The organism is Actinoplanes sp. NPDC051537 (genome assembly GCF_055586105.1).
Genome location: NZ_JBVJIU010000006.1, coordinates 228281 through 247248 on the forward strand (window position 1 = coordinate 228281; position 18968 = coordinate 247248).

An 18968-nucleotide genomic window follows, 5' to 3' on the forward strand; every position below is an offset into this window, starting at 1 on the left:
CTTGAAACGATGGCTGTGCAGCACCGTCGCTGCCCTTCTGGTGGTCGGCGTGGCCGGCTGCGGCGGGGGCGACGATGGCACCGCGTCCGCCGATGCGGACAGCGGCGTCAACCTCACCCTCTGGACTCGGGCGGCGACCGAGTCCATCTCGAAGCAGTACGCCGAGGCGTACAACGCCACGCACAAGAACAAGGTCCAGGTCACGGCGTACCCGAACGAGGAGTACCCCGCGAAGATCGCCTCGGCGGCCGGGGCCAAGGCCCTGCCCGACCTGTTCGCCTCGGACGTGGTCTTCGCGCCGCAGTACGCCTCGCAGGGGCTGTGGCTCGACATCACGGACAAGTTCAACGCGCTGCCGGTCAAGGACAAGGTCGCGCCGGCCCACGTACGCAACGGGACGTGGAACAAGCGCAACTACGCGGTCCCGCACACCATCGACATGTCCGTGCTGCTCTACAACAAGGACCTGTTCAAGAAGGCGGGCCTCGACCCCGAGAAGCCGCCGACGTCGCTGAAGGAGTTCGCCGACGACGCCCGCAAGGTCAACAAGCTCGGCGGGGGCGTCCACGGCACCTACTTCGGCGGCAACTGCGGCGGTTGCAACGTCTTCACGCTGTGGCCGTCGGTCTGGGCCGCCGGCAGCGACGTGATGAACGAGGACGGCACCGAGAGCACGATCAACAACCAGGCGATGAGCGACGTCTTCGGGCTCTACAAGCAGCTGTACGACGAGGGCGTGGCCGCGCCGGCATCGAAGGACGAGGCCGGTCCGACCTGGCTCGGCGCCCTCCAGAACGGCAAGATCGGTATCGCGCCGGGCCCCTCGGCGTGGCTCGGCATCATCGAGGAGAAGTCGAGCTTCAAGCTCGGCGTCGCGCCGATCAGCGGCCTCGACGGCGGTGAGTCGACCTTCGTCGGCGGCGACTCGATCGGCATCGGCGCCACCACCAAGAACGCCAACGCGGCCTGGGACTTCCTGTCCTGGACGCTCGGCGACGACGCCCAGATCGAGGTCGTCGCCAAGAACAAGGGCGTCCCGGTCCGTACCGACCTGGCGTCGAACAAGTACTCCACGGCCGACCCCCGGATCGTGGAGATCAACACCCTGATGGCCAAGGGCAAGACGCCGTACGCGAAGAACTTCAACGCGACCTACAACGACCCGCAGAGTCCGTGGGTCACCGCCTTCCGGGGCGCCCTCTTCGGGCCCGATCCGAAGAAGTCGCTCGACGACGGTGCGGCCGCTCTCACGGCCAGCCTGCAGAAGTGACCGCCGGTCCGCCCTTCCCGTTGCCGCGGGGAGGGCGGGCCACCCCTTCCGGAGAGACTGATGACCTTGCTAGCCCCTGGTTCGGCCGACGCGACGACGATGCGCGAGACGGTCGCGCCCCGCCGCATCGGCCGCCGGCGGCGTCAGTGGATCGGCGCGCTCTACGCGGCGCCGACGGCCTTCGTGGTCGGCCTGTTGTTCGTCGTCCCGCTCGGCCTGGTCGCCTGGATGTCGCTGCACCACTGGCCGCTGCTCGGGCCGCCCACGCTGAACGCGCCCGACAACTTCAAGACCCTCAGCGACGACGACCTGCTGCGCACGGCCGTGTGGTTCACGCTCAAGTACACGGTCGTGGTCACCGTGCTGCTGTTCGCCCTCTCCTTCGGCCTGGCGCTGATCGTGCAGCACCCGTTCCGCGGCGTCGCCACGCTGCGCACCGCCTACTTTTTGCCCGCCGCCGTCGGTTTCGCGAGCGCCTCGGTGCTGTTCCTCGGCATGCTCAGCGACCAGATCGGCCCGCTCGGCGGCATCGTGTCGGTGAGCGCGTCCCCCGGGCAGGCGCTCGGCTCCGCGGTCGGCCTCGTGCTCTGGCGCTTCGCCGGCTTCAACATGCTGATCCTGCTCACCGGCCTGCAAGCGATCCCCAACGAGGTGTACGAGGCGGCCAAGCTCGACGGCGCGTCGGCGCTCCAGACCTTCCGCCGCATCACGCTCCCGCTGATGCGCACCACGATCGCGCTCGTGCTGACGCTGATGGTGACCGGGTCGCTGCTCGCCTTCGACCAGTTCTGGATCCTCACCCGAGGCGGCCCCGACAACAGCACCACGTCGCTGGTCATGGTGATCTACCGCAAGGCCTTCATCGAGCTGGACCTGGGCTCGGCCGCCGCCGTCTCGGTGGTCCTGCTCGTGGTCCTAATCGTCCTCAACGCGGTGCAGCTGACCGTGCTGCGCCGCCGGTCGTAGGGAGTCCGCCATGCCTTCAGACGCGACCCGCCCCGGCCCGTCCGCGCGCGACGCCTCCCGCCCTGGCCGGTCCGTGCGCGACGCCTCCCGGTCTGGCCCGTCCGCGCGCGACGCCTCCCGCCCTAGCCGGTCCGTGCGCGACGCCTCCCGGTCTGGCCCGTCCGGGCCGGGCGTCGGCCGGCTGGGTCTGTCCCGGGTGTCCGGCGCCGCGCTAGCCGTGCTGTTCCTGTTCCCGCTGGCGTGGAGCGCGTGGGCCTCGGTGCGCACCCCGAGCGGCTTCGGCCTGGAGAACTACTCCCGCCTGTTCACGGCCGACAACGGCATCCGCTTCGAGAACGTCTTCAACAGCGTCGTGGTCAGCCTCCTCACGGTCGGCGGCACGCTCTTCGTCGCCACCCTCGGCGGCTACGCCTTCGGCCGTTTCCAGTTCCCCGGCAAGAACGCCCTGTTCCTGCTGACCCTGGCGATCCTGATGGTCCCGTACGCCACCATCCTGATCGCCCTCTACGTCCTGCTCGGCTGGATCGGCCTCCAGGACTCGCTGATCGGCCTCAGCCTGGTGCTCATCATGTTCCAGTTGCCGTTCTCCATCTTCATGATGCGCAACGCCTTCGAGGCCATCCCGAACGAGCTCGAGGAGTCCGCCCAGATCGACGGCTGCGGCAGCATCGCCGTGCTGACCAAGGTGCTGCTCCACGCCGTACGCCCCGGCCTGGTGACGGTCTCGCTCTTCGCCTTCCTGACCTCGTGGGGCGAGTTCTTCGCCCCGCTGATCCTCCTCAACTCCACCAACAAGTTCACGATGATGCTCGCCGTGGTCAACATGCGAACCGCCACCTTCGGCGCCATCGACTACCCCGCGTTGGAAGCCGGCGTCACCGTCATGGCCATCCCCTGCCTCCTCCTGTTCCTGATCCTCCAGCGCAGTTACGTCCGAGGCTTCATGTCCGGCGCCCTCCGCAGCTGATCCCCGGCGCCCGCTCACGGCGGCGCCCCACCCAACCGAATACCGACTCCCCAAACGGCCCGCCCACGACACGGGCGGTCCGGCGATAACCCCCGTCCCCGTTTCGCCTGGGAGGTCCCCGTGTCACGCCCCCTGTCCGATCAACCCGCTTCCGGCCCGTCCCACGCCGACGTCCCACGGCCGGCTCTCTCCCGTCGCGCGCTGCTTGCCGGCTCGGCCGCCGTCGGCGCCGCGGCCACTCTCCCCGGTGCGCGGCCCGCCGCCGCCGCGCCCGGCGCGCCGGCCGCGCTTCCGGGTTCCGCACGCGCCGCATTCCTCGACGCCGCGGCCGCCGCGGCCGTCCGGCCCGACACCGGCGTCTCCGCCTACGCCTTCCCGCTCACCGCCGTTCGCCTGCTGACCAGCCCCTTCACCGCCAACGCCGGACGCACCCAGTCCTACCTGCTCTTCCTCGACGTCGACCGGCTGCTGCACACGTTCCGGCTCAACGTCGGCCTCTCCTCCTCGGCCACGCCCTGCGGCGGCTGGGAGTCGCCGACCACCGAGCTACGGGGGCACTCCACCGGCCACTACCTGTCGGCGCTCGCCCAGGCCCACGTGAGCACGGGCGACACCGCGTACAAGACCAAGGGTGACCAGATCGTCGGCGTGCTGGCGCAATGCCAGTCGCGCGCGGCCACGGCCGGCTTCAACACCGGGTACCTCAGCGCGTTCCCGGAGAGCTTCATCGACCGGGTCGAGCAGCGGCAGAGTGTCTGGGCGCCCTACTACACGCTGCACAAGATCATGGCGGGCCTCCTCGACATGCACCTGCTGGCCGGCAACGCCCAGGCGCTGACCGTGCTGACCGGCATGGCGTCGTGGGTGAAACTCCGCAACGACCGGCTCACGCTCACCCAGCGCCAGAACATGCTCGACACCGAGTTCGGCGGGATGAACGAGGTGCTGACCAACCTCTACCAGCTCACGGGCGACGCCGCGCACCTGGCCGCGGCCCAGCAGTTCGACCACGCCGAGATCTTCGACCCGCTCGCGTCCAATGTCGACAGCCTGAACAACTACCACGCCAACACCCAGATCCCGAAGATCATCGGGGCGATCCGCGAATACCACGCCACGGGAACGACCCGCTATCGGGACATCGCGGTCAACTTCTGGGACATCGTGACCCGCCATCACACGTACGCCATCGGTGGCAATTCCAACGGCGAGTACTTCAAGGCGCCCGACCGGATCGCCAGCGAGCTGTCGGACACCACGACCGAGTGCTGCAACACGTACAACATGTTGAAGTTGACCCGGCAGTTGTTCCTGACCAACCCGGCGCGCGCCGACTACATGGATTACTACGAGAAGGCCCTTTACAACCACACGCTCGCCTCGCAGGACCCGTCGTCGGCGCACGGCTTCCAGTGCTATTACGTCCCGCTGCGGGCGGGCGGGATCAAGACCTACAGCAACGACTACAACAGCTTCGTCTGCTGCCACGGCACGGGCATGGAAAGCAACACGAAGTACGGCGACAGCATCTACTTCCACGACGGCGGCACCACCCTCTACGTCAATCTGTTCGTTCCCTCGGTTCTCACGTGGTCGGCGCGGGGCGTGACGATCCGGCAGGACACGTCGTTCCCGGAGGCCGGCTCCACCAAGTTGACCGTGACCGGATCCGGCGCCTTCACGATGCGGATCCGCATTCCCGCCTGGGCCTCGGGCGCGCAGATCCGCGTCAACGGCACGGTCTTCTCCTCGCCGGCCGCCGGCGCCTACGCCACGATCAACCGAACCTGGACGTCCGGCGACGTCGTCGACGTGACGCTGCCGATGGCGCTCTCGCGCGAGGCCACCAACGACAACAGCACCGTCCAGGCGGTGAAGGTCGGGCCGATCGTCCTCGGTGGACTCTTCGGCACATCGAATCTGACGGCGTTGCCGGTGCTGGACCCGGCGTCGCTGTCTCCCACGACGACGCCGCTTCAGTACACTGCCAACGGTGTCTCCCTGGCTCCTTTCTACAAGGTGCACGGGCAGCGATACAGCGTCTATTGGTCGGTGAGTGGATCGACTTTGGTCGCGAACTACCCGTTCGATGGGTCACCCGCCGACGCCTCCGGAAACGGCCGCACCGCGACGGTCTACGGAGCCGGCTATGTGGCCGGGCGCAGCGGCAACGCGCTCGACCTCAACGGGACCAGCGGCTATGTGGCGCTGCCGGGCGGAATCCTGGCCGGTGCGACCAACTTCACCATCGCTTTGTGGGTACGGCTGGACGCCGTGGCCACCTGGAGCCGCCTCTTCGACTTCGGGACCGGGACGGGCGCCAACATGTTCCTGACCCCGCGATCGAGCGCCGGCACGGCCCGGTTCGCCATCACCACCGGCGGCTCCGGCGGCGAGCAACGGATCGAGGGACCGGCCGCCCTGCCGTCGGGCGCGTGGACGCACGTGGCCGTCACCCGCGGCGGCAACCTGGGCGTGCTCTACGTCAACGGCGCCGAGGTGGCCCGGAACAGCGCGCTCACCCTCACACCCGCGGCTCTGGGCAACACCACGCAGAACTGGCTGGGCCGCTCACAGTACGCCGACCCGTACCTGGACGGCGCCCTCGACAACGTCCGGCTCTACAGCCGGGCCCTCACCGCCGCCGAGGTCTCGTCCCTGTTCTCGGCCGGTTCCTGAGAGCGGCTGGTTCCTGAGACGCGGGGCCGGGATGTGGGGCACACATCCCGGCCCCGGTTATCCACAGGGGGCAGCGGCGAATCGCGCGCGGTGGCATGGTGTGGCGCATGGACCACAACGAGTCGGCAGTGATCAAGGCGCATCTCGAGGCGCGGCCGGAGCGGGTCTGGGCGGCGCTCACCGAGGCCGGGGCGCTCGAGGCCTGGTATTGGCCGGCGTCGGTGCATCCGGCCGTCGAGTCCGACCCGGTCGTCGGCGGTCGCTTCGGCATCGCGGCAGACGGCATGGGCTTCGCGGGGGAGTATCGCGAGCTCGACCGCCCGCGGCGGATCGTGCAGTCGTGGCGGTGGGAGGGCGACGACCGCGACAGCCGGGTGACGATCGAGCTGACTCCCGCCGGCGACGGCACCGACCTGGTCGTGGTGCACGACCAGGTCGACGCGGCCACCGCGGAGATGTATCGCGCCGGCTGGGAGAGCTGCCTGGCGCGGCTGCCGGACTATCTGGCCGGAAGCTGAGGACCGGAAACTAAGAGGAGGCGGCGAGGAAGAGCTGGCGGCTAACGACCCCCGCCCAGGAAGTCGGTGATCAGGCCGGCCAGGACGGTCGGCTGCTCGATCACCATGGCGTGCGACGCGTCCGCGAGGGAGAGGTATCGCGGGTGGGACGCCGCCGACACCTGGTCGACCAGGTAACGCCGGTGCGCCGCGTAGAGGTCGGCGAACGGCGCCTGCTCGGGGAGGTCGCGCGTGGCCAGCACGATCAGCTCGGGGCACGTCGTCGAGGCGTAGACCGGTCCGAGATCGAGCGCGTTCATCAGCGTACGGAGCTGGGAAGTGGTCGCCGCGGAAGGGCGAGTCGAGGTCTCACCGTTCGCATGCACGAGGTTGCGCCGGAAGCCCTCGATCCACACCTTCTCGTTCGCGCCCATGTCGCGCGCCGCCATCTGCTGGCGTTCGACCAGGTCGGGCAGCTGGTCGGCGGGAATGACCTGGCCCGCTGCCGCCTCGAACTGGTCGAAGATCGTGTGCAGGCGGGCGAGCTCGGCCGTGGCCTTCTCCGGGTCGAGGCCGGGCACGTGCTCGGGCCGGGTGGGCGGCGGGTTGCCGTCGAGGCTCACGACGCCCGGCGACTCGGGGTGACGCTGGCCCCAGAGCGCCGCCAGCATGCCGCCGAGCGAGTGACCGACGACGGCCGGCCGCTCGATCTCCATCTGCACGCAGACGGCCGCGAGGTCGCCGAGGGCGGCGTCCCAGGTCCAGGCGCCGTCGCCGGAACGCCCGTGCCCGCGCAGGTCCACAGTGATCACCCGGTGGTGCGGACGCAGCGCCCGGGCCAGCGTGGTCATCTGGGCGAGATTGCCGCCGGCGCCGTGCAGCAGGAGCATGGGGGGCTGGTCGCCGCCGAAGTCACGGACCGCGATGGGCAGATCCCCAGCGTCGATCAGGCGGTCGTTGATCACGATGTCTCCTCGGATTCGGGGCGGAAGCGGGTGCGGAGCCGGTCGCGTACGGCCGCGGACGGCACGCCGCCGTCCGGATGCCGCGGCAGACGGCCGCGTTTGACCAGGTCGTGCACGCCCTGCCGGGTGATGCCGAGCATCGCGCCAGCCGTGGCGTAGGAGACCGACTCGGCCCACGGGTGACCGGCGCGGACGGCGACGACCTGGCCGAGCGGGGTGGCCCACCACTCGGAGGGCGGGTCGAAGGCGCGGTCGCCCGGATAGATGGTGGCGATCAAGCGGGCGGCGGCGAGCGTGGCGGCCCGGTCGTCGCCGTGACGCATGGTGTCGGCCCAGCGGCGGGCGCGCAATCGCACCAGCCGGCGCAGCGCGTCGACCGCGTCGTCGCCCTCGAGCAGGACCTCGAGCGGGTCGAGGAGGCGGATGTCGAGCAGCCGGACGATCTGCTCGACGAGGTCACTCACGGTCGCCATGCTACTTGACAGCGGCTGTCAAGCAAAGTGGGCCTTTCGCCCGATCGCCGGGCAAAGTACGGTGTGCCCCGAAACTCTTCGGGAGGACTCCTCGTGCGATCGCGTTCCGTCGTGCTCGGCGCCGCCGCGCTTCTCGCCATGGCCGGCTGTGCCATGGCCGGGTGCGACAACAAGGCCGAGGCGAAGGCGGAGGAGACGCTTCCGCCGGTCGGTCTGGTCGAGCAGCCGGCGGCCTCGGCCGGCGGGGCCTGCATCCTGTGGAACTACGAGTTCATCAAGACCAAGATCGGCGTCACCTTCGACGTGGCCGCCTCCGACCAGGTCGACGACACCTCGACCTGCGTGGTGCAGACCGTCGGCGGCAAGTGGCCCGACCTGGCGCTTTCCGTGGTGGAGAGCACCCAGGCCGATGCCAAGCTCTTCCTCTCCGACCTCAAGCCGGACAAGGCGACCACGCTCAAGGGACTCGGCAAGGCCGCCTATCGCCTGAACTCGGCGGCCGCCGGCGGGCACGGGCCGGTCATCGAGATCGGCTGGCTCAGCGAGGCGAAGCAGCTGCAGACGCTGCGCTTCACCTTCGCTAAGGACGCCAAGACCACCGATGTGAACGCCATGAACGGCAAGCTGCTCACGCTGGCGAAAGCGATGGACACGACCGCCGGCTGACGTCGTTAGTGCGCGGCCACGAACACCCGGGAAGCGACCTCGCGCGGCAGGCGGATCTTGTCACCCGAGCGGTCGATCGTCACGGCGTCGCGCTCCTGCGCCACGGTCACGGTGGTGCCCGGGTCGATGCCGGCCGCGTGCAGCTGGCGCAGCACGTCGGCGTTGGTCTGCACGCTCTCGCAGATGCGCCGCACGACCACGCTGCCGGTCAGCCCCGGGAACGCCAGGTTGCGCTCGCCGCTGCTGCTCGCCGTGCTGCTGCTCTCACCCGACTCATCATCGGGCAGGCCGAGCACTTCCAAACCGGGAATCGGATTTCCGTACGGCGATCGCGTCGGCCGGTTGAGCAGCTCATAGACCTTGCGCTCGACCGAGTCGCTCATCACGTGCTCCCACCGGCAGGCCTCCTCGTGGGCCTCCTCGTAGGGCATGCCGATCACGTTGACCAGCAGAAGCTCGGCGAGACGGTGCTTGCGCATGACCGCCACGGCGGCGACCCGGCCGGCCGCGGTCAGCACGAGGTGGCGGTCGCCTTCGACGGTGAGCAGCCCGTCACGCTCCATGCGCGCGACCGTCTGGCTGACCGTGGGGCCGCTCTGGTGCAGCCGCTCGGCGATGCGCGCGCGCAGCGGTGGGACGCCCTCCTCTTCGAGCTCGAGGATGGTGCGGAGATACATCTCCGTGGTGTCAACAAGATCATTCAAGGTGCGGCCCTCCCGGGTGCGATATTACCTCGTTAACGGGCCTTGACAGCGCGCCGAACCGGTGGTGGCCGGGAGCCTACCCGAACGCGGTCCCCGGAAACTGTCGGTGGCTCGTGGCAGCATGACCGTCATGGCCGACCGGACGACTGCCGTGGTGTGGGATCAAGCCCTGCTCGACTACGACATGGGCGATCACCCGCTCAACCCCGTGCGGGTCGAGCTGACCATGGCGCTCGCCCGCGAGCTCGGGGTGCTCGACCGCGCCGGAGTGCAGATGGTCACACCGCGCCCCGCCACCGACGACGATCTCACGCGCATTCACCGCGCTGACTATCTCGACGCCGTTCGGCTCGCGCCCGGCGACCCGTTCTTCCGTGGCTGGGGTCTCAACACCGCCGACAATCCGGTCTTCGAGGGCATGCACGACACCTCGGCGCGCATCTGCGGCGCCACCATCGCCGCGGCCGACGCGGTCTGGGAGGGGCGGACCACCCGGGCCGTCAACGTCGCCGGCGGGCTGCACCACGCGATGGCCGCCCGGGCCGCCGGCTTCTGCGTCTACAACGACCCCGCCGTCGCGATCGCCCGCCTGCTCGACCGCGGCGCCCAGCGGGTGGCCTATGTGGATGTCGACGTCCATCACGGCGACGGCGTGCAGACCGCCTTCTACGACGACCCGCGGGTGCTGACGATCAGCCTGCACGAGTCGCCGCTCGCGCTCTTCCCCGGCACCGGCTTCTCCGACGAGGTCGGCGGCCCCTCCGCCGAGGGCATGGCGGTCAACGTTCCGCTGCCGCCCGGCACCTCCGATCGGGGCTGGTTGCGGGCCTTCCACGCCATCGTGCCGTCGATCCTCCGGGCCTACGCGCCCGAGGTGATCTTCAGCCAGTGCGGCGCCGACGCCCACCGCCTCGACCCCCTGGCCGACCTCAGCCTCTCGGTCGACGGGCAGCGCGCCGCCTACCTGGCCATGCGCGACCTGGCCGACGAGCTCTGCGACGGCCGCTGGATAGCCACCGGTGGTGGGGGATACGCCCTGGTCGAGGTGGTTCCCCGGGCCTGGACCCACCTGCTCGCGGTGGCCACCGGCGACCCGCTCGACCCCGCGACCCGCACACCCCCGGGCTGGCGTGCGCTCGCCGCCGAGCGATGTCCCCGGGCCGTCGTTCCCGAGACGATGACCGACGGCGCCGACCCGGTGATCGAGCCCTGGCAGCCCGGCACCGAGCCCGACGCGGTCGATCGGGCCATCCTCGCCACCCGCACGGCCGTGTTCCCGCTGCACGGCCTCGACCCGCACGACCCCCGCGACTAAGGGGAGGCCGCGATGGAGAAGCGACCAGGCGAGGGCGCCGCGGAGATGCGACCGGGCGAGGGCGCCGCGGAGATGCGATCGGGCGAGGGCGCCGCGGAGATGCGATCGGGCGAGGGCGCCGCGGAGATGCGATCGGCCGAGGGTGCCGCGGAGGTGCGACCGGCCGAGGGCGCCGCGGAGAAGCCCTCTGGCGACAGCGCCCTGGAGAAGAGCGCGGACGTCCTGCTGTCCGACGGCACGGCCGCCCACCTGCGGCAGATCCGGCCCGACGATGCCCCCGCCATCGTGGAGTTCCACTCCCGCATGAGCGACCGCACGCGCTATCTGCGCTATTTCTCCCCCTATCCGCGCATTCCCGAGCGCGACCTCGAGCGGTTCGTCAACGTCGATCATCGTGATCGGGAGGCGTTCGTCCTGCTCAACGGCCCGCGCATCACGGCGGTCGGCCGCTACGAGCGCCTCGGTCCCGACGCGCCCGAGGCCGAGGTCGCGCTCGTGGTGGAGGACGCCCACCAGGGCCGCGGCATCGGGTCGGTGCTGCTCGAGCACCTCGCCGAGGCCGCTCGCGAGAACGGCATCGCCCGTTTTGTCGCCGAGGTTCTGCCCGAGAACGGCGGCATGCTCCGCGTCTTCAGCGACTTCGGGTATCAGATCCAGCGCCAGTACGCGGACGGCGTGGTCCACCTCGACTTCCCGATCGCGCCGACCGAGAAGTCGCGCGAGGTGCAGGAGTCACGCGAGCAGCGCACCGAGGCGCGGTCGATCGCCCGGCTTCTCGCGCCGCGGGCGGTCGCGGTCTACGGTGCCAGCGCCAGCGGGCAGGGCATCGGCGCCGCCATGCTCGGCCACCTGCGCGACGGCGGGTTCACCGGCACGATCATTCCGGTCCATCGCCGGGCCGATCGGGTGGCGGGCCTTCCGGCGTACCGGTCGGCGGCCGAGGCCGGCGTCGCGGTCGACCTCGCACTGATCGCGGTGCCGCCCGAGGCGGTGGCCGGGGCGGTGGCGGACGCGGCGGCAAGCGGCGCGGGCGGCCTCGTGGTGGTCTCGGCCGGGTTTGCCGAGGCGGGCGCCGACGGTGCCGCGACCCAGCGTGCGCTGGTCGAACGCGCGCACGGCGCGGGGTTGCGCGTGGTGGGGCCGAACAGCATGGGGATTGCCAACACCGATGCGTCCGTACGCCTCAATGCGACGCTTTCCCCTCTGCTGCCGGCCGCCGGGCGGGTCGGGTTCTTCAGCCAGAGCGGCGCCCTCGGTGTCGCCCTGCTGGCCGAGGCCGATCGTCGCGGGCTCGGCCTGTCCAGCTTCGTCTCGGCCGGCAACCGCGCCGACGTCTCCGGCAACGACCTCCTGCAGTACTGGCAGGACGACCCCGGCACCGACGTCGTCCTGCTCTACCTCGAGACGTTCGGCAACCCGCGCAAGTTCGCCCGCCTCGCCCGCCGCATGTCCCGGGTCAAGCCGGTCGTCGCGGTGGCCTCGGCGACCCGCCCGCCGGGCCTCGCCGGCGACGTGCCCGGTCCCGACGCGCACGCGGTGACCGCCCTGTTCGCCCGCTCCGGCGTCATCCGGGTCGACACGGTGCAGGAGCTCTTCGACGTCGGCCTGCTGCTGGCCCATCAGCCGCTGCCGGCCGGCCGCCGGGTGGCCGTGGTCGGCAACTCGTCGGCGTTGTCCCAGCTGGCGGTGGCCGCCTGCCGCGCGACCGGTCTCACCGTGGCCGAGGGCTACCCGCACGACATCAACCCGCAGGCCGGCGCCCACGAGTTCGCCGACGCGCTGGCCGACGCCGCCGTCGACGACCGCGCCGACGCCCTGGTCGTGGTCTTCGCGCCGCCACTGCCCGGCCAGCTGCCCGACGATGACGACGACTTCGCCACGGCCCTGGCCAGCGTCGCCCTGGCCGGCGAGAAACCCACGGTCGCCACCTTCCTGCTGGGCAACCTGCCGCCACGCGTGCCGGCCTATCCCTCGGTCGAGGAGGCGGTGCGCGCCCTGGCCCGCGTCGCGTCCTACGCCGAGTGGCTGCGCCGGCCGCCGGGCGTGCTGCCGGCGTTGCCCGACGTGGACCCGGCGGCGGCCGACATCGAGGGTCCGCCGTCCGAGCTGCTGGCGGCGTACGGCATCGACGTGGTGCCGTCGACGCTGGCCACCTCGGTCGAGGCGGCCCTCGGCGCGGCGTCGGCGCTCGGCTACCCGGTGGCGCTCAAGGCGGCCGGCGGCGCCCTGCGTCACCGCATCGACCTCGGCGCGGTCCGGCTCGCGCTGGCCGACGAGGACGATCTCCGGGCGGCGTACGCGGACCTGGCCACGAACTTCGGACCGGACGTCCTGGTGCAGTCCATGGTCGCCCCCGGCGTGGCGTGCACGGTCGAGGTGGTGGAAGATCCCGCGTTCGGCCCGGTCGTCGGCTTCGGCCTCGGCGGCGTGGCCAGCGAGCTGCTGGGCGACCTGGCCTGGCGCGCGGCCCCGCTGACCGATCGCGCCGCCGAGGCCCTGGTGATCGAGCCAAGGGCCGCGCCGCTGCTGCACGGTTACCGCGGTTCGGCCCCGGTCGATCGCGCCGCCCTCATCGACCTGCTCCTGAGAGTGGGCCGTCTCGCCGACGACCACCCTCGCCTCCGCTCGCTCGTGCTCAACCCCGTGCTGGCCCGCCCCGACGGCATCTCGGTCCTGCACGCCGCCACCGAGCTCGGGCCGCCCGCATCCCGCCCCGACACCGGCGCCCGCCGCCTCCGCAGCCCATAGAAGACCCCCGAAGTGTGGGCGGTTAACCGATCGCCCGCGCGGCCGCATTCTGGTGCGATACCTGCGGCCGGACTGTGGAGGTGGACCATGCGAGCGTTCAACCTGGCGCTGCGATTCGCTCTGGAACTGTGCGCCCTGGCGGCGCTGGCGTACGGCGGGTGGCACCTGCCCGGCCCGGTCTGGTTCCGCATCCTGGCCGCGATCGCCCTGCCGTTGCTGGGCGCCGTGGTGTGGGCCCGCTGGGTCGCCCCGCGCGCGAGCCACCCCCTGCCCGACCCGCAGCGCCTGATCCCGGAGTGGGTCGTCTTCGGCGGCGCGACCGTGGCGCTGGTGCTCACCGGCCACGTCATCCTCGGCGTGATCCTCGCCGTCCTGGCCGCCGCCAACCGCTGGGCGCTGCACGCGCTTCGGACCACCACCGGCGGCCAACCGATGTAGCGCATGGCCCCGCGAGCCGAGACCGGCCGGCGTCCGGCGGCGGCTTGTGGGCGGCGGCTTATGGGTGATGGCGGCTTATGGGTGATGGCGGCTTATGGGTGATGGCGGCTTATGGGCGGCGGCTTGTGGGTGGCGGCGGCTTGTGGGTGGCGGCGGCTTGTGGGTGGCGGCGGCTTGTGGGTGGCGGCGGCTTGTGGGTGGCGACGGCTTGTGGGTGGCGGCGGCTTGTGGGTGGTGGCGGCTTGTGGGTGGTGGCGGCTTGTGGGTGGTGGCGGCTTGTGGGTGGTGGCGGCTTGTGGGTGGTGGCGGCTTGTGGGTGGTGGCGGCTTTATGGGTGGCGGCGGCGTTCGGGTGACGGCGTTCGGGTGACGGCGTTCGGGTGGCGGCGTGGGGGGAGGCGGCGTGGGGATGGCGGCCGCATGTGGGTGGCTCGGTGGTGGGTCGGGCGGAGGAGGGCGACGCGGCCGCGTTGGGCGGGGACCGTCGGCAGGGTGACCACCCCTCTCACGCGAGAGGCGCGCTCCGGCCCTGTGTTGCACTTGGTCGCGCTGGTAGGCGGGGACCGGTGCGTTCCTCGTACGGGAAAATGTGCTTTAGGTTGAGAAAGGCGGAAAATGCGCGCGCTGGTGCAGACCGTGAGCCGGGCTAGTGTGACGGTGGGCGAGGAGGTCGTCGGGAAGATCGGGGACGGGCTGCTCGTGCTGGTGGGGGTCACGCATGATGACACGCCGGTGAAGGCGGCCGAGCTTGCGCGCAAGACGGTTGAGCTGCGGATTCTTGATGATGAGGCGTCCGCGGCCGACGTGGGGGCGCCGCTGCTGGTGGTCAGTCAGTTCACGCTCTACGGGGACGCTCGGAAGGGGCGGCGGCCCACCTGGAGCGCGGCGGCGCCGGCCGAGATCGCGGAACCGCTGGTCATGGCCTATGTGGACGCGCTGCGCGCCCGGGGAGCAACCGTTGAGACCGGGCGCTTCCGGGCGCACATGCTGGTCGAGAGCGTGAACGTGGGGCCGCGAACGATCTTGCTGGAGCTTTAGAAGGCTGTGTTTCAGAAGAACAGGCCCCGGCGGTGGGCGGATTGGCGCAGCCAGTTGTCGAGCTGGCCGGACCAGTCGACGCGGTCGACCGTCGCGTAGTCGACATCGAAGTTGCCGAACGCGTCGTGGCCGTCGGTGAACATGCCGCCGCGCTTGTCGATCTCGAGGATCACCTGGAGGCGGTGTGGCGTCGGGATGAAGGTCAGCTCGAGCTGGTTGATCCCGTGCGCGTAGGCCGACGGCGGGTAGAACTCGATCTCCTGGTAGAACGGCAGCGTCTGCTCGGCGCCGTAGACGCGACCGCGCTCGACGTCGGCGCGGCTGAAGCGGAAGCCCAGCCGCAGCAACGCGTCGAGGATGCGCTCCTGCGCGGGCAGCGGGTGCACGGCCACCGCGTCGAGATCCGACTTGTCGACGGCGCGCGCCACCTCGAGCTCGGTCGTCAGGCCCATGGTCATGCCGTGCAGATGCTGCCCGTAGACCTCGGTGATCGGCGTTTCCCACGGCACGTCGAAGCGGAACGGGACGTCGTAGCGGGCGCCCGGATCGAGCCGGAACGATCCGGTGAGGCGCTGGCGGTGGAACTCCTGATCGGTGTTGTACTCGCTGTCGCCGCTCTCCACCTCGACCCGGGTGATCAGGCCGACGGCGAGATATTCCACGTCAACGGCATGATCGCCGCCGACCACCTGGATCTGGCCCTCGAGGAATCCGCCCGGCCGGCAGTTGGGGTTGACCAGCTCGGTCTCGACCGACGGACCGCCCACACCCATCGCCTGCAACATTTTCTTGAAGACCATGAACCGATCCCTCTCGCCCGGCGTTTGGAAGACATTATCGGCCTTCCACAACAACTCAGATCCGGCATTCCACCCAGTTGTCGGCTTGGCGACGTCAGGGTTCTCCCTGATTCATGCCACACGGACGCTTGCCTCACCTCCGCTTAACGCGTCCCGGGCCAAGCTATCGATCACCGGCACGAATGCGGCTGGGAACGCACGAGACGGTTATCAGCGGGGAGGGGACTGAAAGGTGGTCCTGCAGATGAAGGCGTCGGAGTCTACGGCGGCGGTTGCCGCCGACAACATCATGACGGACGGTGTCGAGCTCCTGACCGACCTGGACGCGACGGACGAGCGCGGCGTTTCCGCCGACCTGGTTCGGGCCTACTTGAACGGGATCGGTCGCACCCGCCTGCTGACCGCCGTCGAGGAGGTCGAACTTTCCAAGCGCATCGAGGCCGGCCTGTACGCCGAGGAGAAGCTTCCCGCGGCCGGCGACGATCTCGCTCCACTCCTCAAGGTCATCATCCTCGAGGGCAAGGCCGCCAAGAACCACCTGCTCGAGGCGAACCTGCGACTCGTGGTGAGCATCGCGAAGCGGTACACCGGCCGGGGGATGGCGTTCCTGGATCTGATCCAGGAGGGCAACCTGGGTCTGATCCGCGCGGTGGAGAAGTTCGACTACACCAAGGGCTACAAGTTCTCCACGTACGCGACCTGGTGGATCCGCCAGGCGATCACCCGCGCGATGGCCGACCAGGCCCGCACCATCCGCATTCCGGTGCACATGGTCGAGCAGGTCAACCGCATGGTCCGCGCCCGTCGCGACCTGGCCGCCACGCTGGGCCGGGAGCCGAGCATCGCCGAGATCGCCAAGGCGATGGCGGTGCCGGAGTTCCAGGTCATCGAGCTGATCTCGTACGACCGGGAGCCGGTCAGCCTCGACCAGGCCGTCGGTGAGGACGGCGAGAGCGCACTCGGCGACTTCGTGGCCGCGGTCGACGCCGGCAACCCGGCCAACACCATCGGCCAGGGCGAGCTCCGCAACGAGGTGGAGATCGTTCTGGCGACCCTCTCCGAGCGGGAGTCCGCGGTGATCCGGCTGCGCTTCGGCCTGGACGACGGCCGGCAGCGCACGCTCGACGAGGTGGGCCGCGAGTTCGGCCTGAGCCGCGAGCGGATCCGCCAGATCGAGAAGGTCACGATGCTCAAGCTGCGCGATCCCGAGCGGGCTTCCCGACTCGAGGCGTACGCGGGTTGATCGTCCCCTGCTAGCTGATCAGCGCCCGGCGGATTCGTCCGCCGGGCGTTTTCGTGCTCCGGTGTTGATCGGGCCCGGTGTTGATCGGGCCCGGTGTTGATCGGGCCCCGTGTTGATCGGGCCCCGTGCTGATCGTTGCCTTGCTGGGGTTCCGCCGGCTGGTCAGCGTTCGGCGGATTCGTTCTTTCGGACCCGGGCGGCGGCCGCGCCGAGCTCGGCGATCTCGTCCGGTGACATCGTGAGTTGCGTGCGGCGGAACGCGACGGCGTCGTCGAGCATCGCCAGCGGGTCGCCGGGCGCCACCCCGACGAAGTGGTCGAGCATCTCGCCGGCGCCGTCCATCAGGTCGTGCTCGATCGAGCCGATGGCGACCTGGGCCAGGATCAACGCGGTCAGGGCGGTGTCGAGGTCGGCCGGGCCGTCGCCCGCGTTCCGCCAGTCGATCACGACCGGGCCGCGGCCGGTGAGCAGGATGTTCTCCGGGTGCAGGTCGAGGTGGATGATCGTGCCGTCGCCCTTTTGCGCCGGCAGCTCGTGCAGCCGCCGGAGCAGGTCGGCCATGATGTCGGCGCCCTCGATCAGGCCGATCCGGCCCGCCAGCCCGGCCTGCGCCAGGGTCGGGCCGTCCAGCCGTTCCATGACCAGGTCGGGGCCGGCGGCGGAGAAGACGGCCGGCACCGGGTAGCCGAGGCCGGCCACGTACGCCATCACCCCGGCCTCGCGCGTCGCGTCGTCGCCGTTCCGGTAACGCCGCAGCACCCGATCGGGTCCGAGCGCGAAGACATCGGCCTCGCGACCGGCCGCGAACGGTTCGGTTTCGGCCGCCCTCTTCGCTTGCTCGGCCTTCTCCGCCCTGCCCGCTTCCTCGGCCTTCTCCGCTTCCTCGGCTTTGTCCGCCCGCTCCGCCCGCTCCGGCCGCTCCGCTTTCTCCGTCACGGTGCGACCGTAATGGCCGGCGCCAAGCTCAGTCGATCGCGTTGCTGCTGGCGTCGCTCGTGTAGCCGTCGACCGGCGTCTCCATCGCGCCCGTGGTCGCGTCGCCGGTCGTCGTGTTCGCGACACCGGGACCCGTACGCGGGTGCGTCTTGAAGCTGTTCGGCCCCGCCGTGCCGCCGGTCGTGGTCATCACGCCGTGCTCGGGGTGCGGGCCGCCGTCCTGAAGCTGGTCGATGTCGGAGCCCGCGGCGAGCGTGCTGGACAGCCCCGGGTCGTCGTCGCCCTTCTCCGGCCGGTACGTCTCCGGCTCATCGAAGATCCCCGGGCCGTAGTCGCCGCCCGCGATCTCCCGCTCGATGCTCTCGTCCGAATCGCTCATCGTCGTCTCCCCCTCTGGTCCCCTTGCCGGACCAGCTTGACACGCGCCGCTCGCACTCTTGAACCGGCACGGCATGATGCCGAAGTGCTGAAGGCGATCATCTTCGATCTGGACGGGACGATCCTCGACACCGAGACGCCCGAGTTCATCTCCTGGCAGGAGGCGTACGCCGCCCGCGGCGTCGCGCTCGACCCCCTCGTCTGGGCGCAGGGGATCGGCACCGCCGACTCGGGCTGGAGCCCGTACGCCCACCTCGAGACGCTGGTCGGCGGCCCGGTTGACCGCGCGGCGATCCGGGCGACCCGGAACGCCCGCTTCGACGAGTTGATGGCCGGCGCTTCGCCGCGTGACGGGATCGTCGCTTGGCTCGACGAGGCCCGCGACCTGGGGCTGCGCGTCGGGCTGGCCTCCAGTTCGGGCGTCGCCTGGGTGACGCGCTTCCTGGACGCGCTCGGGCTGCGGGACCGCTTCGAGTCGCTGGCCACCCGCGACCGGGTCGAGTGGACCAAGCCGGCGCCCGACCTGTACGAGCTGGCGCTGAGCGAACTCGGCGTGGTGGGGGCCGAGGCGCTCGCGGTCGAGGATTCGCCAAACGGGGTGGCGGCGGCCAAGGCGGCGGGCATGTTCTGCGTGGCGGTGCCCAATCCGCAGACGGCGGCCCTGCCGCTGGACGGGGCGGACATGCTGCTGGGCTCGCTGGCGGACCGGTCGATCGGGGAGGTCGCCGACCTGCTCGGTGTTTGAGTCGTCGTTGTGGTGGCCCGGGTCTTCGCCGCGCCGGCCGGATCGGGTCGGCCTGGGCGGGTGGTGGCTCGGGTCTTCGCCGCGCCGGCCGGATCGGGTCGGCCTGGGCGAGTGGTGGCTCGGGTCATCACCACACCGGCC

At 70.7% G+C, this 18968-nt stretch carries 18 protein-coding genes; 12 read left to right on the top strand and 6 right to left on the bottom strand.

Translation table 11 applies throughout. The features are described from left to right. The first annotated feature begins 1 nt into the window (after position 1). From ACZ6TB_RS16190 to ACZ6TB_RS16210, 5 genes are all read left to right on the top strand, one after another. On the top strand, positions 2-1270 hold the full coding sequence (locus ACZ6TB_RS16190; protein ID WP_465554996.1) for an ABC transporter substrate-binding protein: 1269 nt from the start codon (positions 2-4) through the stop codon (positions 1268-1270). A gap of 60 nt (positions 1271-1330) precedes the next feature. Next, a complete protein-coding gene (locus ACZ6TB_RS16195; RefSeq protein ID WP_465554998.1) occupies positions 1331-2236 on the top strand; it encodes a carbohydrate ABC transporter permease in 906 nt (301 codons plus the stop codon). Positions 2237-2369: 133 nt separating this feature from the next. Beyond that, positions 2370-3203: a carbohydrate ABC transporter permease gene (locus ACZ6TB_RS16200; protein WP_465555000.1), complete on the top strand. Its 834-nt coding sequence runs from the start codon at positions 2370-2372 to the stop codon at positions 3201-3203. Positions 3204-3323: 120 nt separating this feature from the next. Beyond that, on the top strand, positions 3324-5882 hold the full coding sequence (locus tag ACZ6TB_RS16205) for a glycoside hydrolase family 127 protein (RefSeq protein WP_465555002.1): 2559 nt from the start codon (positions 3324-3326) through the stop codon (positions 5880-5882). A 107-nt stretch (positions 5883-5989) separates the two neighbouring features. Beyond that, on the top strand, positions 5990-6400 hold the full coding sequence (locus ACZ6TB_RS16210) for an SRPBCC family protein (protein WP_465555003.1): 411 nt from the start codon (positions 5990-5992) through the stop codon (positions 6398-6400). A 41-nt stretch (positions 6401-6441) separates the two neighbouring features. Here the strand turns inward: ACZ6TB_RS16210 and ACZ6TB_RS16215 are convergent, their stop codons facing one another. Both ACZ6TB_RS16215 and ACZ6TB_RS16220 read right to left on the bottom strand, forming a co-directional pair. Continuing rightward, complete coding sequence (locus ACZ6TB_RS16215) at positions 6442-7344, bottom strand: alpha/beta fold hydrolase (RefSeq protein WP_465555005.1); 903 nt, start codon at positions 7342-7344, stop codon at positions 6442-6444. Continuing rightward, positions 7341-7817, bottom strand: coding sequence for a hypothetical protein (locus tag ACZ6TB_RS16220; protein ID WP_465555007.1), 477 nt, complete (start codon positions 7815-7817; stop codon positions 7341-7343). Before ACZ6TB_RS16220 ends, ACZ6TB_RS16215 begins: the two co-directional genes overlap by 4 nt. Positions 7818-7910: 93 nt before the next feature. Here ACZ6TB_RS16220 and ACZ6TB_RS16225 point away from each other — a divergent pair, with 93 nt between their 5' ends. After that, the gene (locus ACZ6TB_RS16225; RefSeq protein WP_465555009.1) at positions 7911-8483 is read left to right on the top strand and encodes a hypothetical protein; all 573 of its coding nucleotides are present in this window, start codon (positions 7911-7913) and stop codon (positions 8481-8483) included. 5 nt (positions 8484-8488) lie between these two features. Here ACZ6TB_RS16225 and ACZ6TB_RS16230 read toward each other — a convergent pair whose 3' ends face one another. Further along, the gene (locus ACZ6TB_RS16230; RefSeq protein WP_465555011.1) at positions 8489-9187 is read right to left on the bottom strand and encodes a metal-dependent transcriptional regulator; all 699 of its coding nucleotides are present in this window, start codon (positions 9185-9187) and stop codon (positions 8489-8491) included. A gap of 130 nt (positions 9188-9317) precedes the next feature. Here ACZ6TB_RS16230 and ACZ6TB_RS16235 point away from each other — a divergent pair, with 130 nt between their 5' ends. The 4 genes from ACZ6TB_RS16235 (at position 9318) to dtd (ending at position 14725) form a co-directional block, all read left to right on the top strand. Continuing rightward, a complete protein-coding gene (locus ACZ6TB_RS16235) occupies positions 9318-10502 on the top strand; it encodes an acetoin utilization protein AcuC (protein ID WP_465555012.1) in 1185 nt (394 codons plus the stop codon). A 201-nt stretch (positions 10503-10703) separates the two neighbouring features. Beyond that, positions 10704-13250, top strand: coding sequence for a bifunctional acetate--CoA ligase family protein/GNAT family N-acetyltransferase (locus ACZ6TB_RS16240; RefSeq protein ID WP_465555563.1), 2547 nt, complete (start codon positions 10704-10706; stop codon positions 13248-13250). A gap of 87 nt (positions 13251-13337) precedes the next feature. Further along, positions 13338-13688, top strand: a complete 351-nt coding sequence (locus ACZ6TB_RS16245) for a YrdB family protein (protein ID WP_465555014.1) — start codon at positions 13338-13340, stop codon at positions 13686-13688. A gap of 614 nt (positions 13689-14302) precedes the next feature. After that, the gene (gene dtd / locus ACZ6TB_RS16250) at positions 14303-14725 is read left to right on the top strand and encodes a D-aminoacyl-tRNA deacylase (RefSeq protein ID WP_465555016.1); all 423 of its coding nucleotides are present in this window, start codon (positions 14303-14305) and stop codon (positions 14723-14725) included. Between the two features lie 11 nt (positions 14726-14736). Here the strand turns inward: dtd and ACZ6TB_RS16255 are convergent, their stop codons facing one another. After that, complete coding sequence (locus tag ACZ6TB_RS16255; protein WP_465555018.1) at positions 14737-15525, bottom strand: sporulation protein; 789 nt, start codon at positions 15523-15525, stop codon at positions 14737-14739. Between the two features lie 289 nt (positions 15526-15814). Here ACZ6TB_RS16255 and sigB point away from each other — a divergent pair, with 289 nt between their 5' ends. Continuing rightward, positions 15815-16768, top strand: a complete 954-nt coding sequence (gene sigB, locus ACZ6TB_RS16260; protein WP_465555564.1) for an RNA polymerase sigma factor SigB — start codon at positions 15815-15817, stop codon at positions 16766-16768. 162 nt (positions 16769-16930) lie between these two features. On the opposite strand, the gene ACZ6TB_RS16265 is transcribed toward sigB, so the two are convergent. Both ACZ6TB_RS16265 and ACZ6TB_RS16270 read right to left on the bottom strand, forming a co-directional pair. Continuing rightward, positions 16931-17704: a phosphotransferase gene (locus ACZ6TB_RS16265; protein ID WP_465555020.1), complete on the bottom strand. Its 774-nt coding sequence runs from the start codon at positions 17702-17704 to the stop codon at positions 16931-16933. A gap of 28 nt (positions 17705-17732) precedes the next feature. Then, positions 17733-18083, bottom strand: coding sequence for a hypothetical protein (locus ACZ6TB_RS16270; protein WP_465555022.1), 351 nt, complete (start codon positions 18081-18083; stop codon positions 17733-17735). 84 nt (positions 18084-18167) lie between these two features. Between ACZ6TB_RS16270 and ACZ6TB_RS16275 the strand changes: the two genes are divergently transcribed. Then, the gene (locus ACZ6TB_RS16275; RefSeq protein ID WP_465555024.1) at positions 18168-18827 is read left to right on the top strand and encodes an HAD family hydrolase; all 660 of its coding nucleotides are present in this window, start codon (positions 18168-18170) and stop codon (positions 18825-18827) included. The last annotated feature ends 141 nt before the right edge of the window (positions 18828-18968 follow it).

Excerpts from the sequence above, each read along its gene's own strand:
- ACZ6TB_RS16195 (WP_465554998.1), top strand. The coding sequence starts at position 1,331 with ATGACCTTGCTAGCCCCTGGTTCGGCCGACGCGACGACGATGCGCGAG.
- ACZ6TB_RS16245 (WP_465555014.1), top strand. The coding sequence starts at position 13,338 with ATGCGAGCGTTCAACCTGGCGCTGCGATTCGCTCTGGAACTGTGCGCC.
- ACZ6TB_RS16235 (WP_465555012.1), top strand. The coding sequence starts at position 9,318 with ATGGCCGACCGGACGACTGCCGTGGTGTGGGATCAAGCCCTGCTCGAC.
- ACZ6TB_RS16270 (WP_465555022.1), bottom strand. The coding sequence starts at position 18,083 with ATGAGCGATTCGGACGAGAGCATCGAGCGGGAGATCGCGGGCGGCGAC.
- sigB (WP_465555564.1), top strand. The coding sequence starts at position 15,815 with ATGACGGACGGTGTCGAGCTCCTGACCGACCTGGACGCGACGGACGAG.
- dtd (WP_465555016.1), top strand. The coding sequence starts at position 14,303 with ATGCGCGCGCTGGTGCAGACCGTGAGCCGGGCTAGTGTGACGGTGGGC.
- ACZ6TB_RS16220 (WP_465555007.1), bottom strand. The coding sequence starts at position 7,817 with ATGGCGACCGTGAGTGACCTCGTCGAGCAGATCGTCCGGCTGCTCGAC.
- ACZ6TB_RS16210 (WP_465555003.1), top strand. The coding sequence starts at position 5,990 with ATGGACCACAACGAGTCGGCAGTGATCAAGGCGCATCTCGAGGCGCGG.
- ACZ6TB_RS16255 (WP_465555018.1), bottom strand. The coding sequence starts at position 15,525 with ATGGTCTTCAAGAAAATGTTGCAGGCGATGGGTGTGGGCGGTCCGTCG.